General features: G+C 66.4%; 17 protein-coding genes and 1 other RNA gene. 10 read left to right on the top strand and 8 right to left on the bottom strand.

The features are described from left to right. The first annotated feature begins 180 nt into the window (after positions 1-180). From AB0H43_RS35580 to AB0H43_RS35560, 5 genes are all read left to right on the top strand, one after another. Positions 181-2,763: a discoidin domain-containing protein gene (locus AB0H43_RS35580; protein ID WP_360007019.1), complete on the top strand. Its 2,583-nt coding sequence runs from the start codon at positions 181-183 to the stop codon at positions 2,761-2,763. Between the two features lie 60 nt (positions 2,764-2,823). Then, entirely contained in the window at positions 2,824-3,813 is a 990-nt protein-coding gene (locus tag AB0H43_RS35575) for an ADP-ribosylglycohydrolase family protein (protein WP_360007016.1), read from the top strand. An 83-nt stretch (positions 3,814-3,896) separates the two neighbouring features. Then, positions 3,897-4,316 (top strand): YciI family protein, encoded by a 420-nt coding sequence (locus tag AB0H43_RS35570; protein ID WP_360007013.1) that lies wholly within the window; start codon positions 3,897-3,899, stop codon positions 4,314-4,316. Positions 4,317-4,343: 27 nt separating this feature from the next. Continuing rightward, complete coding sequence (locus tag AB0H43_RS35565; protein ID WP_360007010.1) at positions 4,344-5,597, top strand: RNA polymerase sigma factor; 1,254 nt, start codon at positions 4,344-4,346, stop codon at positions 5,595-5,597. 34 nt (positions 5,598-5,631) lie between these two features. Then, the gene (locus tag AB0H43_RS35560) at positions 5,632-6,027 is read left to right on the top strand and encodes a DUF4259 domain-containing protein (protein ID WP_360007007.1); all 396 of its coding nucleotides are present in this window, start codon (positions 5,632-5,634) and stop codon (positions 6,025-6,027) included. 4 nt (positions 6,028-6,031) lie between these two features. Here the strand turns inward: AB0H43_RS35560 and AB0H43_RS35555 are convergent, their stop codons facing one another. From AB0H43_RS35555 to AB0H43_RS35545, 3 genes are all read right to left on the bottom strand, one after another. Further along, positions 6,032-6,283: a hypothetical protein gene (locus tag AB0H43_RS35555; RefSeq protein WP_360007005.1), complete on the bottom strand. Its 252-nt coding sequence runs from the start codon at positions 6,281-6,283 to the stop codon at positions 6,032-6,034. A 297-nt stretch (positions 6,284-6,580) separates the two neighbouring features. Further along, positions 6,581-7,147 (bottom strand): hypothetical protein, encoded by a 567-nt coding sequence (locus AB0H43_RS35550; protein WP_360007002.1) that lies wholly within the window; start codon positions 7,145-7,147, stop codon positions 6,581-6,583. 247 nt (positions 7,148-7,394) lie between these two features. Continuing rightward, positions 7,395-8,093 (bottom strand): site-specific integrase, encoded by a 699-nt coding sequence (locus AB0H43_RS35545; RefSeq protein WP_360006999.1) that lies wholly within the window; start codon positions 8,091-8,093, stop codon positions 7,395-7,397. Positions 8,094-8,101: 8 nt separating this feature from the next. On the opposite strand from AB0H43_RS35545, the gene AB0H43_RS35540 reads away from it, so the two are divergent. Further along, positions 8,102-8,632, top strand: a complete 531-nt coding sequence (locus tag AB0H43_RS35540) for a hypothetical protein (RefSeq protein WP_360006998.1) — start codon at positions 8,102-8,104, stop codon at positions 8,630-8,632. Positions 8,633-8,637: 5 nt separating this feature from the next. Continuing rightward, positions 8,638-9,108 carry an NUDIX domain-containing protein gene (locus tag AB0H43_RS35535; RefSeq protein ID WP_360006995.1) on the top strand — a complete coding sequence of 157 codons (471 nt, stop codon included), beginning with the start codon at positions 8,638-8,640 and terminating at the stop codon, positions 9,106-9,108. Here the strand turns inward: AB0H43_RS35535 and AB0H43_RS35530 are convergent. Next, positions 9,096-9,647, bottom strand: coding sequence for an HD domain-containing protein (locus AB0H43_RS35530; protein WP_360006993.1), 552 nt, complete (start codon positions 9,645-9,647; stop codon positions 9,096-9,098). The two genes, AB0H43_RS35535 and AB0H43_RS35530, sit on opposite strands and share 13 nt — an antisense overlap. A gap of 134 nt (positions 9,648-9,781) precedes the next feature. Between AB0H43_RS35530 and AB0H43_RS35525 the strand changes: the two genes are divergently transcribed. Further along, positions 9,782-10,372, top strand: a complete 591-nt coding sequence (locus AB0H43_RS35525) for a hypothetical protein (protein ID WP_360006990.1) — start codon at positions 9,782-9,784, stop codon at positions 10,370-10,372. Positions 10,373-10,754: 382 nt separating this feature from the next. On the opposite strand, the gene AB0H43_RS35520 is transcribed toward AB0H43_RS35525, so the two are convergent. The 4 genes from AB0H43_RS35520 to rnpB all read right to left on the bottom strand — a co-directional run bounded on the left by AB0H43_RS35520 (position 10,755) and on the right by rnpB (position 13,150). Then, on the bottom strand, positions 10,755-11,309 hold the full coding sequence (locus tag AB0H43_RS35520; RefSeq protein WP_360006989.1) for a protein-export chaperone SecB: 555 nt from the start codon (positions 11,307-11,309) through the stop codon (positions 10,755-10,757). Then, positions 11,309-11,791, bottom strand: a complete 483-nt coding sequence (locus AB0H43_RS35515; protein WP_360006986.1) for a helix-turn-helix transcriptional regulator — start codon at positions 11,789-11,791, stop codon at positions 11,309-11,311. The genes AB0H43_RS35520 and AB0H43_RS35515 overlap by 1 nt, the downstream gene beginning before the upstream one ends. A 157-nt stretch (positions 11,792-11,948) precedes the next feature. Further along, positions 11,949-12,260, bottom strand: a complete 312-nt coding sequence (locus AB0H43_RS35510) for a type II toxin-antitoxin system RelE/ParE family toxin (protein WP_360006983.1) — start codon at positions 12,258-12,260, stop codon at positions 11,949-11,951. Positions 12,261-12,753: 493 nt separating this feature from the next. Further along, positions 12,754-13,150, bottom strand: an RNA gene (gene rnpB, locus AB0H43_RS35505) — RNase P RNA component class A. 130 nt (positions 13,151-13,280) lie between these two features. On the opposite strand from rnpB, the gene AB0H43_RS35500 reads away from it, so the two are divergent. Both AB0H43_RS35500 and AB0H43_RS35495 read left to right on the top strand, forming a co-directional pair. After that, positions 13,281-14,042, top strand: coding sequence for a sulfite exporter TauE/SafE family protein (locus tag AB0H43_RS35500; RefSeq protein WP_360006981.1), 762 nt, complete (start codon positions 13,281-13,283; stop codon positions 14,040-14,042). A gap of 37 nt (positions 14,043-14,079) precedes the next feature. Further along, a complete protein-coding gene (locus AB0H43_RS35495) occupies positions 14,080-15,120 on the top strand; it encodes a hypothetical protein (RefSeq protein ID WP_360006978.1) in 1,041 nt (346 codons plus the stop codon). Positions 15,121-15,170: the final 50 nt, after the last annotated feature.

The raw sequence follows: 15,170 nt of genomic DNA, 5'->3' as shown, positions 1-15,170 counted from the left end.
CGGACCGCCAACGTTGGCACATCGGGAATTCGTTGTTGCCGACAGCAAAATGGCTGGCCAGGCGTTGTCGCAAGGAAACGGCCGGGAAACAAGGTCTTGACATCGACGGTAGTCGGGATGAAATCTCTCTCCAGAGAGCGCTCTCCAACCCCCGTTCCGACTCCGTCCCCTGGAGATGTCATGAGACGTCTGCACGCCACAGCGGTGGCGGCCGCGGCAGCTCTGCTCGCGACCTGCTTCGCCGTCGTGCTCACCGGCTCGGCCAAGGCGGCCGACCCGCTGCTCTCCCAAGGCAAACCCGTCACCGCCTCGTCCACCGAGAACGCCGGCACCCCGGCCGCCAACGCCGTCGACGGCAACACCGGGACCCGTTGGTCGAGCGCGTTCAGCGATCCGCAGTGGATCCAGGTCGACCTGGGCGCCACCGCCACGGTCAGCCAGGTCGTCCTGCAATGGGAGGCGGCGTACGCGACCGCGTTCCAGTTGCAGGTCTCGGCCGACGCCACCACGTGGAGCACCGTTTACAGCACCACCACCGGCACCGGCGGCACTCAGACGCTCACGGTGAACGGCACCGGCCGCTATGTGCGGCTTTACGGCACGGCCCGGGCGACCGCGTACGGGTATTCGCTGTGGGAGTTCCAGGTCTACGGCTCCACCGGAACAGCGAGCTGCGGCACGGCCAACGCCGGGCTCAACCGGCCCGCGACCGCGTCGTCGGCCGAGAGCGCCGGAACGGCGGCCGCGTACGCCGTCGACGGCAACACCGGGACCCGTTGGTCGAGCGCGTTCAGCGATCCGCAGTGGCTCCAGGTGGACCTCGGCAGCGTCCAGACGGTCTGCCAGGTCGTCCTGCAGTGGGAGGCGGCGTACGCGACCGCGTTCCAGATCCAGGTGTCCGACACGGGATCGACCTGGACCAGCATCTACAGCACCACGACCGGGACCGGCGGCACGCAGACGCTGACCGTCAACGGATCCGGCCGCTACGTCCGCCTCTACGGCACCGCCCGGGCCACCGGCTACGGGTACTCACTCTGGGAGTTCGTCATCCGTACGCGCACCACCACGAGCCCGACCCCCACCAGCCCGACGCCGACGCCCACCGGCCCGCAGCTGCCCGGCGGCGGTCCGCTCGGCCCGAACGTCAAGGTCTTCGACCCGAGCATGTCGGGCGCGACCATCCAGAGCCAGGTCGACACCGTCTTCGCCCAGATGGAGTCCAACCAGTTCGGCTCCCAGCGGTACGCCCTGCTGTTCAAGCCGGGCACGTACAGCGGCTTCAACGCCCAGATCGGCTTCTACACCTCGATCGCCGGCCTCGGGCAGAACCCGGGCGACGTCCGCATCAACGGTGACGTCACCGTGGACGCGGGCTGGTTCAACGGCAACGCGACCCAGAACTTCTGGCGGTCGGCCGAGAACTTCTCGATCTACCCGTCGGCCGGCTTCACCCGGTGGGCCGTCTCGCAGGCCGCTCCGTTCCGGCGGATCGACGTGCACGGCGACCTGAACCTCGCGCCCAACGGCTACGGCTGGGCCAGCGGCGGCTACATCGCCGACTCCCGGGTCAGCGGTCAGGTCGGCCCGTACTCGCAGCAGCAGTGGTACACCCGGGACAGCCAGATCGGGAGCTGGGGCAACGGCGTCTGGAACATGGTGTTCTCCGGTGTGCAGGGCGCGCCCGCGCAGGCGTTCCCGAACCCGCCGTACACGACGCTGGCGACCACTCCGGTGAGCCGGGAGAAGCCGTACATCTACGTCGACGGGACCGGGGCGTACCGGGTGTTCGTGCCGTCGCTGCGGACCAACGCGTCCGGGACGACGTGGGCGAACGGGTCGACGCCGGGCAGCTCTATTCCGCTGACCCAGTTCTACGTCGCGCAGCCCACCGACTCGGCGGCCACCCTGAACCTGGCCCTCGCCCAGGGGCTCAACCTGCTCTTCACACCGGGCGTCTACCACCTGAACCAGACGCTCACCGTGACGCGCGCCGACACCGTCGTCCTCGGCCTCGGGTACGCCACCCTGATCCCCGACAACGGTGTCATCCCGATGACCGTCGCCGACGTCGACGGGGTGAAGATCGCCGGCCTGCTCTTCGACGCGGGCACGGTCAACTCGCCGGTCCTGCTCCAGATCGGACCGAACGGGGCGAGCGCGTCGCACGCCGCGAACCCGATCTCGATCAACGACGTCTTCTTCCGCATCGGCGGCGCGGGCGCGGGCAAGGCCACCACCAGCCTCATCGTCAACAGCAACAACACCCTGATCGACCACATCTGGGCCTGGCGCGCCGACCACGGCACGGGGGTCGGCTGGACGGTGAACACCGCCGACACCGGCCTCATCGTCAACGGCAACAACGTCACCGCCCTCGGCCTGTTCGTCGAGCACTACCAGAAGTACGAGGTGATCTGGAACGGCAACGGCGGCAAGACGATCTTCTTCCAGAACGAGATGCCGTACGACCCGCCGAACCAGGCCGCCTGGCGAGCCGGCGGCTATGCGGCGTACAAGGTGGCCGACACCGTCACCTCGCACGAAGGCTGGGGATTGGGCAGCTACTGCTACTTCAACGTCGACCCGACCATCGTCGCCGACCACGGCTTCGAGGTACCGGTCACCGCCAACGTGAAGTTCCACGACCTGCTCACCGTCTCCCTCGGCGGCAACGGCACGATCGCGCACGTCATCAACTCCACGGGCGGACCCGCCCAGGGCACGGCCACCGTCCCGGTGAACATCGTCAGCTTCCCCTGACGGTGCCGCTCCCACGCGCCGCGCGGACCCGCCCAGTCCGCGCGGCGTACCCTCCTGAAAATGCGAAAAGCGAGCGGCGCGATGTTCGGGCTGGCCCTCGGCGACGCGCTGGGCAAGCCCACGGAGTTCCTGCGGTACGCGGACATCACCGCCCGATTCGGCCCAGGGGGTCCGGCCGAGCCGGACGGCGAGCCGGCCCTGGTCACCGACGACACGCAGATGACCCTGGCGGTGGCCGAGGCGCTGCTGGAGGCCGACGTCTTTGACGCCGCGACCCTGGAACCGTTGTGGTGTAAGCGCTTCATGGCTTGGGCGGTGAGCCCGGAGAACAACCGCGCACCCGGCATGACCTGTCTGCGCGCGATCGGGCGGCTGGCCGAAGGGCAGCCGTGGATCGCCGCGACCGAGGCCGGTTCGAAGGGGTGTGGCGCGAACATGCGGGTGGCACCGGTCGGCCTGGTGCCCGGCGTGCCCGACGCGGACCGGGCGGGGATGGCGCAGTTGCAGGCGGCCCTGACGCATGGGCATCCGACGGCATTGGCGGCCAGTGACCTGACGGCTTTCGCCGTGCACTGGCTGCGGGGCGGGCTCGCTCCGCACGACCTGCCGGCCGCGCTGCGGCAGCGGTGCGCCGACCAGCGCCGCGTCTATCACTTCGCCTGGCTGGGCGACCTCTGGCAGCGCCCCGGTGAGGCGACGCCCGAGGAGTTCATCGCGCGCGGCTGGGACGAATGCGCCGCCGTTCTCGACCGCCTCGCCGTGGCCCTCGCCGTCGGGGATCGAGTCGCCGACCCGTGCCTGGCGACCGGGGAAGGCTGGATCGCCGAGGAGGCGCTCGCCACCGGCCTGCTCTGCTTCCTCCTGTACGCCGACGACCCGGTCGCGGCTCTCCGGCGGGGTGCGGTGACCTCCGGGGACTCCGATTCGATCGCCTCCCTCGCCGGTGCGTTCGCCGGAGCGGCGTACGGCGTGGCTGCCTGGCCGACTGATTGGGTCCGCCGCATCGAGTACGCCGCCGACCTGGAGCGAATCGGCCGAGCGTGGGACTGACCCCCGGTGTCGTTTCCGCGGTCGCTCGTTCGACGTATGGGTGACTTCACCGTTCAGCGAAGGGGAGATTCGAGATGCGAGTCATGGTGATCATCAAGTCCGACGAGAACGCCGAGGCGGGGGTGCTGCCCGGCGACGAGGTCGTCGGCGCGATGATCAAGTACAACGAGGAGCTGATCAAGGCGGGCGTGATGCTCGCCGGCGAGGGCCTGCACCCGAGCGTCAGAGGGGCGCGGGTCACCTTCAAGGCGGGCAAGGCCACCGTCGTCGACGGGCCGTTCGCCGAGGCGAAGGAGCTGATCGCGGGCTTCTGGCTGTGGCAGGTCAAGTCGATGGACGAGGCGGTCGAATGGGTCAAGCGGATGCCGGCCTCGCAGGGCACCTCCGACGACCAGGTCGCCGAGATCGAGATCCGCCAGGTCTTCGAGAACGAGGAGTTCGAGGGCCAGATCGACCCGGAGCTCCAAGCCAAGGACGCGCAGCAGCGCGCTAATTTGCAGTGATCGACGCCTGCCTGCTCTGATAGGGCGGTGTCGGCAGCGCATCGGGCAGTGGACGCGGTCTGGCGGATCGAATCCGCACGGATCATCGCCGGGCTCGCCCGGGTCGTCCGCGACGTCGGCCTGGCCGAGGAACTCGCTCAGGACGCGCTGGTCGCCGCGCTCGAACAATGGCCTGAGTCAGGCGTACCGGATAACCCGGGCGCCTGGCTCATGCTCATCGCCAAGCGGCGTGCGGTCGACTACCTGCGACGGCAGGAGACGCTGACGCGCAAGGTCGCCGAGTTGGGCCGCGACCTGACAGAGCACGGGGAGTCCTTCGAAGCCGAGGTCGACGCCGCGCTCGACGACGACATCGGCGACAACCTGCTCAGCCTCGTCTTCACCGCCTGCCATCCGGTCCTGTCCCCGGAAGCCCGGGTCGCCCTCACCCTGCGCCTCCTCGGTGGGCTCACCACCGACGAGATCGCGCGGGCGTACCTGGTGCCCGAGACGACCGTCGCTCAACGCATCACCCGGGCCAAGAAGACCCTGGCGCAGAAGCAGATCCCGTTCGAGACGCCCCGCGGCGCCGAGCTGAGCGACCGCCTGCCCTCCGTCCTCGAAGTCGTCTACGCCATCTTCAACGAGGGGTACGCGGCCACCACCGGGACGAGCTGGATCCGCCCGACGTTGTGCGAGGAAGCCCTGCGACTCGGCCGCATCCTCGCCGAACTCGTCCCGCGCGAGCCCGAGGTGCACGGCCTCGTCTCGCTCATGGAGATCCAGGCCTCCCGCCTGCGCGCCCGGGTCGGCCGGGACGGCAAACCCGTGCTGCTCCTCGACCAGAACCGGGCCCGCTGGGACCGCATCCTGATCCAGCGTGGCCTGACCGCCCTCGACCGGGCGTTCTCGATCGGCGAACCAGTCGGCCCCTACACGCTCCAAGCCGCCATCGCCGCCTGCCACGCGCGCGCGGCCACCGCCGAGGACACCGACTGGGCTCAGATGGTCCGGCTCTACGAACTCCTCGGCGAACTCGCCCCGTCCCCGGTGGTCGACCTCAACCGGGCGGTCGCCGTCAGCATGGCGTCCGGCCCCGAAGCCGCGCTGAAGCTGGTCGACGCGCTGGCCGACGAACCCACGCTGGCCGCGTACCACCTGCTGCCGAGCGTGCGCGGCGACCTGCTGGTCAAGCTGGGCCGCACGGCCGAGGCCCGCGCCGAGTTCGAGCGCGCCGCCTCACTCACCCGCAACGAGTCCGAGCGCGTCCTGCTGCTTGAGCGGGCACACTCCCTTCCTTGACCAGTACGCGAACCGCAGTGCCATACTCGCGCTCATGGGAACCTGGGACGCCGGACCGTACGACAACGACGACGCCTCCGACTGGCTGGAAGACCTCCTCGAAGCCGACCCGGCCGAGTGGTCGGACATCATCGCCGAGACCCTGACAGCCGTCGTCGACTGGGACGACTACCTCGAATACCCGGAAGCCGCCGAAGCCGTGGCCGCCGCCGCAGTCGTGGCATCCCAACTGCCCGGCATGGAGGCGTACGCCCCGGAGATGTTCGCCGACGACGAAGAACTCGACTTCCCGGAATCCCTCCGCGACCTAGCCGTACGCGCCCTGGACCGGATCGTGGGCGACGAGTCCGAGTGGCGTGAGATGTGGGACGGCAACGGCGACGAAGCCTTCGACGTCGTACGCGAACTCCGCGCCGCCCTCGCCGGCTAGCGGCTCACACCTCCGCCGCCGACCAGCCGGCCCGGGACGCCCCCGCGAGGCGCTCAGCCGTCACCAACGCCTCGACTAGATCGGCGCTCTCGCCCAGGACCACGCCGTCGGCCGTGCTCTCGGCGTACAAGCGGATCTCGAAGAGCTCGCCGACGGACTCGATCCCGACCCACGAACCCGGCGCGACGCGCTGCTGGATCGGGACCCCGCGGCGCAACGCGCCCACCGCCTCGCCCGGCGTCATCGCTTCGCCCATGTCGCCATCTAAGCGGATGCTCGCCGCGCTCGCCGACCCATGATCAGGGTCATTTCCACGGTGCTATAGCGACATGGAAATGACCCTGATCATGAGCGCCCTTGATCAGCGGAGCATTTGTGGGGTTATGGCACCGGAAACTTCCGCTGATCATGCCGATGTCAGGAGTGGGACGGACGAGTCGGCCCGTACGCCGGATTCGGGCCGCGTTATGTGCTCTGATCTGCGGTTCTTTGCGTGATCTTGGTCTCTGGGCCGTCATTGGGCCGTGTGCCCCCACAGGGGCTGGGCTTTCGCTTACGCCGAGGTAGCTTGAAAAACCAGCACCGCAAAAACGATGATGAGCAAGCCGACTGCTACGAGTTGCGAAATTAAGCCATAGCGGAGCATTTTTGCGTGCTTTGAGTTGATCCGACGCAAGGATTCGAGATGGCGAACTTCCAAGTCGTACACATAGCTTCTTGCGACTGGCTCCGGCTGGGTCCAGTACTTATCCATGAGCTGCCGGAAGGCACGCGCCGTCGCCACCTCGCGCCGTTTTGGCCACGATGCCAGAAGGCCAAATATCGAGGCAAAGCCAAACGTTACGGCGGAAGCGACACTGACCGCCGACCAGATTCCGAGATGGATTTCCTGGCGCTTGCCCATGATGGCGGCAATTGCCGCGAGAAGTGCGACGATAGCGCCCGATGAGGTGACGATGGCGAGTGCGCGCGTGTCGATTGCGTGGCAACGGTCGCGTTCTTCCTCTACTTCGCGCTCTAGAAGATCTAGGTATGCCTTGCCTGTCGCATCAACAGCGGGCGTGTTAGCTCTCCTTCGGCTCCGTCCGCTGGTTCCGAGAAGCCTTGTTATGATCAGCATCGGAGTCCTCCGATGGGGCAGATGAAGACATACTCTCTCTGTCTACGGCAGCCTTAGTCTTATCGGCCATCGAAGCGGCCTTTGCTGCTTTGGCTGCGTCGAAATAAATGGTCTCTAGTTCGAGGTCCGGGTAGTCGTCGTCTGGCTTCTTCGGACCATGGGGCCTGCGCGTGGTCATGGGTCTACCTCCCCACGGCTAGCAAGAGAGTTCGCCAGGATCATTTTCCCACGAGATCCAGGCCGATGATCACAGGTTGCTGATCTTCTGAAGAAGCTTGTCGACCGCAGCCCTGGAGCGGTGTTCGGTCGTCGGCATTAGGTGGGCGTATCGCCGGAGAGTGAAGGCCGGGTCGGAGTGGCCGAGAAACTCGGCGAGTGCCTTGATGCTCTCCCCGGCGTCGAGGAGGGTCGAGGCATAGAGGTGGCGTAGCGCGTGCATGCCCAGGCTGCGATCCGGCACGAGGCCAACCCGCCGGAGCGCCGGACGCCAAGCCTTGGCGTCGAAGGTCTGCCGTTTGATCGCGTTCCGTCGCGGCGTTGTCATGATCAGAAGAACGGTGGTCGGCTCCCCGCCGGGAACTTCCGACGGCAACGTCACTTTAAGCGGCGGCGTACGCGTCATGTGAGCCTGGAGATGCTTGCCGAGTTCGGCTGACACCGGGATGCGTCGGTCCTTGTCGTTCTTCGGTAGTCCGAAGACCAGCCGATTACGCACGATCTTCACTTGCCGCTGAACCTGGAGCCAGCCGGAGCCGCTGTCGCCGAAGTCCAGGTCGTCAACGCTGAGACCGAAGATCTCGCCCTGCCTCATCCCGCAGCCGACGCCCAGGTCCACCGCGAGCCGGTACCGCTCGGCGAGACTGTTGCGGATAGCGATGACCCGCTCGACCGGCCACGTACCTGTGGCCCGACGCCTTGACGCCTGAGCGCGCGGCGCTTGTGGCACAGTCAGAGATGATCCACATCTATCCGCGCCGGTCGGCAGTGCCGGTCGAGCTGTGGCGTCGGCTATTCGAGAGCGCCGAGCGCAGGATCGGCATCCTTGCGTACGCCGGACTTTTCCTGCCAGAGCTTGAGCCACGACTCGTGAAGATCCTCAAGGCGAAGGCAGAGGCGGGGGTGAGAGTCGAGATCCTGCTCGGCGACCCGAAGTCGGAGGCCGTAGCGCAGCGAGGAGCCGAGGAGGGCATCGGCGACGCCATGGCGAGCAAGGTCTACAACGTGCTCGCCTTCTACGACCCGCTCAAGAACGTCGACGGCGTCCATGCCCGGTTCCACGACACCCCGCTCTACAACTCGATCTATCTGTCTGACGACGAGATGCTCGTGAACACGCACGCTTACGGGTTCCCAGCCGCGCACTGCCCGACCTTCCACATGCGGCGGCTCTCGTCGGGCGGGGACCTGTTCGACACGTACGCCGACTCGTTCGATCGAGTGTGGTCGAGCGGCAAGCCGATCTGGGGCGGCCTCGTGGCAGGCTAGAAGGCGTGGCACGTATCGAGCACCTCAACGACCCGCAAGCTCCGAAACCCAACAGCATCGTCTCTGCCGTGACCGTCCACGTCGTGGACGACAAGGGCCGCATCCTCCTCATACAGCGGACCGACAACGGCCTCTGGGCGTTGCCCGGCGGGGCGCAGGAGTTTGGTGAATACATCGCTGAGACCGCTGTGAGGGAGACGCTCGAAGAGACCGGCGTGACCGTGCGGGTGACTGACATCGTCGGCATCTACACCAACCCGAACCACCTCGTGGAGTTCAGCGACGGCGAGGTACGCCAGCAGTTCTCGATCTGCTTCCGCGCCGAGTATGTCTCCGGCAAACCGACCGCGAGCGAGGAGTCATCTCGGGTGCGATGGGTGCCGCATGAAGAACTGGACTCTCTCAGCATCCACCCGTCGATGAGGCTTCGCATCGATCACGGCTACGAGAATCGGCCAAAGCCCTACATCGGCTGAGCGGCCTTCTCCACACGGTCGATGGCAGCCAGCAGCGTCGGCCGCGCCTTCACCCAAAACCGGGTCACCAGGTGATCGGGGCCGTAGCGCTCATCTATCTCGTCCAGCCGGGAGACCACGTCGATCGGCATCCCGTCCGGCGTCGTGGTCATGTCGGCGTACCACAGAGCGTCCGCGGTGATGGAGTGCTCTTGCTCGAACTCCGCGACAAGCACCGCGGCTAGACCACGTTCCTCCGCCTCAAAGAGTGCACACGAGTGATGAGCGACCAATGATGCGAGACGGCGGGACTGGCCGTGCTGGCGGAGCCACCGTGCGCCATCGAGCGAATGAAAGCCGGTATGCGCAATGTCCGGCGCGTACCCGATGTCATGCAGCCAGGCTGCCGCGATGAGCAAGTCGCGGTCCTCTGCCGGGGCTACCCGGGCGATCTGGCGGGCCTTTGCCGCTACGCCCTGTACATGTTGCCAACGTCTCGGCAGAGAGGCTGCCAACTCCTGCGCAGCCTGTCCCGACGCCCATTCGACCAGTTCAGGCACGTGGGGGAGCCTATACGCGGCCAGAGATTTGCCGCTACGGACGGCTACGGAGCCCAAGTCGTCCCTAGACGTCCCGCTAGGGTGCTACGAGCACATGCAGGTTCCGGTCGCGAACGATTGGCGATGATGACGTGATGACCGATGTCGCGTGGGGAACGGTTCCGGACTGGATCGCCGCTTTTGGCACCGCCGGTGCACTGATTGCAGTCGTGTATGGGTTGGCTCAGGAGAGAGCGGCGCGGGTCAAATCTGAGAAGCGATTGATCGCCGAGCGGCGCGCGGCTGAGGCGAATCAGGCACGGCTGGTAACAGCAAGCACGGCCGGTCCTTGGGATGGAGTCGCGCACGTGGATGTGCAGAACGATAGCGATGCGCCCATTCACAAGGTGGAGGTCGGGCTGTTGGTGCCGACCGGTCCGACCCAGTTCTCCTGGGTTCACTGTGTCCCGCTTGACCCCATCAAGGCTCATAGAGTCGCTGCGCGTTCTCCGGCACGGCTGCGGTTGCAGCTTTTGACAGATCTGGCACCCAACGTCGGAGCAGTGTCATACCTCAAATTCACGGACGCCGACGGTATGGAGTGGGCCCGGATCAACAACTTGACGCCATTGCGGCCGAGATATGCCCCTGCCGGTTCAGGCAAGGTCGTCCTCACCGACCCAGACGACGCCGACTGGACAATCGATACTTCGACCGGGGCTGAGGCTGCAACACGCGACCTGTGAGAATTTTCTTTACGTCTTCAAGGCGGCCCTGACGGGCCGCACGCGCCGTCGCCAACGGGGCCGGGCCAACGGCCCGCCGCTCGCCGGGAACGGGACCTACGGCCTTCGGCCTTCGGCCCGCCCGGCGGCGGTGATAGCCCCGCGACGGCGCGACACCACAAGCCGATGCCTCCGGCAGAGATCTCGGGCTCCAGGATGGCCGGCAATCCCGTCACCATCGACCCAGGCAGAGCCGACACGGAACCTGCCCTCCTGGTCAAGGTCGTTCTGCAAGTGTGGAGCTCCACCTTGACCAGGAGGGCAGAACCCGTGTCCACAGAGTGTGGGTCGACGGCGACGGGATGGCTGAGACGTACGTCAAGGCAATGTTGCTTCGAAGGCCTTAGCGCCTCTTGGCCGATGAACGCTTGGCCGGTTTCGTCGGAACCTCGTCGGCAGCCGAATCATCCTCGGACGGCAGGAGTTGGCGTGTGCGCAGTTGGCTAATGGTGAGCGGTGGAAAGCCCATCCTCGATGTGATGCTTTGAACGAACTCTCGTGCATAGGGATACACCAGTTGGACCCCGTAGAGTCGCCCAAATGCCTCAACCTCAGCCTCAGTCGGAGCAGCTTGGCCCTCTGGCATCGCTACGGAAAACAGCGCCGCGTAGGTGAACTGAAGTGAAGCCTTCTCGTGCTCGTCGTCCTCATGTTCTCCGGGATCATCGCTACTTACGATCTGAACGCGGAACTCAACGTTAAGCACGAAGGTATCGTCATCGGACTCGTAGTCGACCGTGGGCGTAATGTCCAGGTTCCAGGTCAACGGTTCGGTTTGCCCCGGGAAGGCGTAAAACTTGCTTTCCACACCGAACAGGCGTACATCCAGGACATCAGTGAACCCCGACATCCTTGCTGCATCCTTCTTGAGCGAGTCGAGGTGCGCGACGCCGTCCATTACCTGCTGACCTCTGCGGGCGTCGCGCTGACCGTCTGAGTTTCAACGATCCTTCGCCAAGTGCTGGACGATCCTACGGGTGCACGGGCAGGGCGAGCTGCCACATTGACGTGGGTTGCGGCCTGGGTGCGCTCGTACATCCAGGTATCAGTCCAGGCGGCGTCATGCGGAAAGTCGACTCGGACGCGAAGGCGAGCGGTGACAGCGCGCGCGTAGCGCTGGAGTGTCGAAAAGTAGGGATCAACGCTGCCGCATTCCAGATCGGACACGGCAGACTGCGTGGTTTGCATACGTTCTGCTACCTGACGCTGCGTGATCTTGAGATCTTTCCTGATCTTGATCAACTGGCCCAGAAGATACTGGCGAGCGGCGGCATCTTCGAAGCCACCCGCGAGGTTGGGCCGCCTTCGAGCCGCTTCCTTGAGGACCTCCGCAAGCTCGGTGTCGGGGTCGTCGGTGAAGGCTTCATACTCTTGGGTCATGTGTCACCTGTCCGTGTCCGCGTCATGGGCGAAGTGGCACGTGCTGATTCTCCTCTGGGCACGCGTGCAACCATCGTTGCTGTAAGTAACGAGATTATGCAGTATCGGTTTCGACCGATACTAGCGGGCAAAGGGTCGGCATGGTAGCCCGTTCGGCCTACTGCTTCCGAGCCGTTCGTCCACGCGCCTGCCAGGACTTCATCCGGTCCTGTGCGAGATCGCGAATGTGGTCAGGAAGCTTGCGTGAGTTCTTCTGGAAGCACACAACGACGATCGAGTACGTCGAACCGTCGTAGAAGAACAGCGCCCGATACTGGTTGCCCTCAGCGTTTGCCCGAAGTTCAAACAGCCCGTTGCCCACGAGCTTGATCTCGGATCTGCGCTGCTCGTCGTGTTCAAAACGGGTGAGTAGATCGCCGAGGGCTTCCTGGCCCGCATCTTGCAGCCCGAAGAACTCGTCACGAGCCACAGGGGCACCTTGGAGGGTCTTGTAGAAACGGACACGACGCACTCGCGGGTCCGAAAGCGCCATGCCGTGTCGAGTCCTCTCTGCCTTTGACTCAGTGGGAGCCCCAGGGAAGTTCCGTCACAGTGCTCGCCAGCGGCTACCACAGTTGGGGGTGAACCGAGCGCGAACGAAGATCAATCGCTGATTATAGAGATCCGGGGTGCCCGTTGATTCTCACTCTGTCTGGACGTCCAGGCCAGGAACGGTCATTCGATCGTGTGTCGGACATCTGGCCAGGACTTGTGTACTCCGTGGGAGGCGCGCTTTGGCCGCATGGTCGGCGTGTCGATCAAGAAGCGGGGATTGGTTGCTGGGGCCGTCTGTGGGCCGTCTGTGGGCCGTCTGGGCCGCCACTGGGCCGCGAAACGGCAACCAATGACGACTAACGAGAACCAAGGATACTGTCAATACGCCCAGCTCAGAATGCCGGACGACGGCTTGATCAGGAGAGCGACGGACGAGTCGGCCTGTACGCCGGATTTTGTGCCGCCCTCCGAAGAGGGCGCGGCGGCCATCCATCTCGGCGCACCGTCGCCGGTGCGCTCCAGCGGCCTACCCGCAGGCTCGGGCGGGCCGCCCTCGAACGCCTGCGCAGGACCCGAGGGTCCCTCTTGGCCTTGCTCCGGGTGGGGTTTACCGAGCCACCCCGGTCACCCGGGGTGCTGGTGGGCTCTTACCCCACCGTTTCACCCTTACCCGATCTCCGATGGAGTCGGGCGGTCTGTTTTCTGTGGCACTTTCCCGCGGGTCGCCCCGGGTTGCCGTTAACAACCACCCTGCCCTGTGGAGTCCGGACGTTCCTCGGCATCACCGCGGGCCCGCAGTGATGACGCGGCCGCCCGGCCGACTCGTCCGTCGTAGTGACAAGGATACTGATCAGGTTCGCCCGGAGTCGATCAGGGACCCGTGGACACGACACACCGATCGATCACGACGGTAAGTTCATGATCGCGCGGAAGGGCGGGGCCTGGGGAGGCGTAGGTGCAGGCACATCAGGTCGTGGTGTTGCTCGCGGCCGGGTTCGGCGCGGGTGCGGTGAACGCCGCCGCGGGCGGTGGTTCGCTCATCAGTTTCCCGGCGCTGATCGCGACCGGTTTGCCGCCGAAAATCGCGAACGTCACGAATTCTGTCGCGGTCTGTCCGGGCTATCTCGCCAGTGTCGCGGGGAGTTGGCGGGACGTCGGCGACGAGCGGCGTACGTTGCTGCGGCTGCTGCCCACGATCGCGCTCGGCACGGCCACCGGCTGCGCGCTGCTGCTGGTCACGTCGGCGGAGGCGTTCGAGCGGGTGGTCCCGCTCCTGGTGCTCGCGGCGGCCGCGGTCCTCGCGTTCCAGGATCGGCTCAAGGCAGTGGTGGGTCATCCCCATCAGATGAGTACGCGTAAACGGGCGGTCGCGCTGCATGGTCTGGTCGGGCTGGGCTGTGTGTACGGCGGGTACTTCGGAGCCGCGCTCGGTGTGATGCTGGTGGCCGTGCTGGGGCTGCTCGTGGACGGGTCGCTGCGCCAGATCACGGCGATGAAGAATGTCGTCTCCGCCGCTGAAGGGCTGGTGACGATCGCGTACTTCGCGGTCTTCGCGGATGTGCGGTGGTCCGCGGTCGCGCTGCTGGCCCCGGCGACGATCGCCGGCGGGTACGCGGGCGCCCGGATCGCCCGCCGCATTCCGCAGCGGATTCTGCGGACGGGCATCGTCGCGTACGCCGTCGGCATCGCGGCCGTGCTGTTCCTGCGCGCCTTCTGAAAGCGATCTACCATCGTCGAAGAAGAAGGGCGGTGCCATGTCTACTTCGGTCTCCGATCGCGACCATCTGATCGCCGCGTCGTTGAGCCTCCTCGCCATCGTCGGCCTGCATCTGGACGGGTGGGCGCATGCGAACCGGCCCGGTCTGGAGACGTTCTTCACGCCGTGGCACGCGGTGCTCTACTCCGGTTTCCTGCTCACCGCGGGCTGGCTGATCCTGCTCGGCGTACGCCTCGGCGGTCGCGCCGCCGGCCCGCTCGCCTGGTGGAGTGCGCTGCCCAAGGCGTACAAGTCGGGGATCGTGGGGGTGGCGATTTTCGCGGCCGGTGGGGCGGGCGACATGCTGTGGCACACGCTTTTCGGCGTGGAGACGGGCGTGGACGCGCTCTTGAGCCCGACGCACCTGGTTCTGCTCGTGGGCGGGATGCTGTTGTTCTCGTCGCCGGCGGTGGCCGCCGCGCGGGAGTTCAGCGGGCGGTGGCCGGGAGTCGCAGCCATCGCTTTGTCCACCGCGTCGGTCGCGGGCGCGGGCGCCTTCTTCCTGAGCTACCTGGAGGTCTTCCAGTGGCCGCGGGCGTCGCAGCTCTACGTGCCGAACGGGGCGAACGAGGGCAGCGCGGTGCTCGGCTTCGGCGGGTATCTCGCGAACACCGCCGCGATCCTGGTGGCCGTCCTCCTGCTGCGCCGGTTTCTGGACCGCCCGCCGCTGGGGGTGCTGACGGCGGTGACCGCGGTGGTGGCGATCGGCGGGGCGGCGTTCACCGAATTCGCCTATCCGGAGCCGATCGCGGGCGCGATCCTCGGCGCGGTGGTGGCCGACGCCGTGCTCGCCGTCGTGCCGTGGCCCTGGGATCGCTGGCTCGTGGTGGGTGCGCTCGCTCCGCTCGCGATCTGGGCCGGTCAGCTGATCGGCGTCGAGGTGAGCGTCGGCGTCGGCTGGACCGTGGAACTGTGGGCCGGAGTGGTCGCACTCTGTAGTCTCGCCGGGCTGTGTTTGGCGTTGCTCACCCGCCCGCGTGACGTTCCGGCGGCGCGTCGCGACGAGTCCGTCGCGGCCGAGGCCACCCTCGTCGGGTGAGGTGCCCGCGGTCCTCCCTTGTCGACGGCTGAGGGCTGATTCGGCGCTGC

Source organism: Hamadaea sp. NPDC050747 (genome assembly GCF_040654195.1).
GTDB lineage: Bacteria > Actinomycetota > Actinomycetes > Mycobacteriales > Micromonosporaceae > Hamadaea.
The sequence above is the reverse complement of the archived record's forward strand: the minus strand, read 5'-3'. Positions and strand labels throughout refer to the sequence as shown.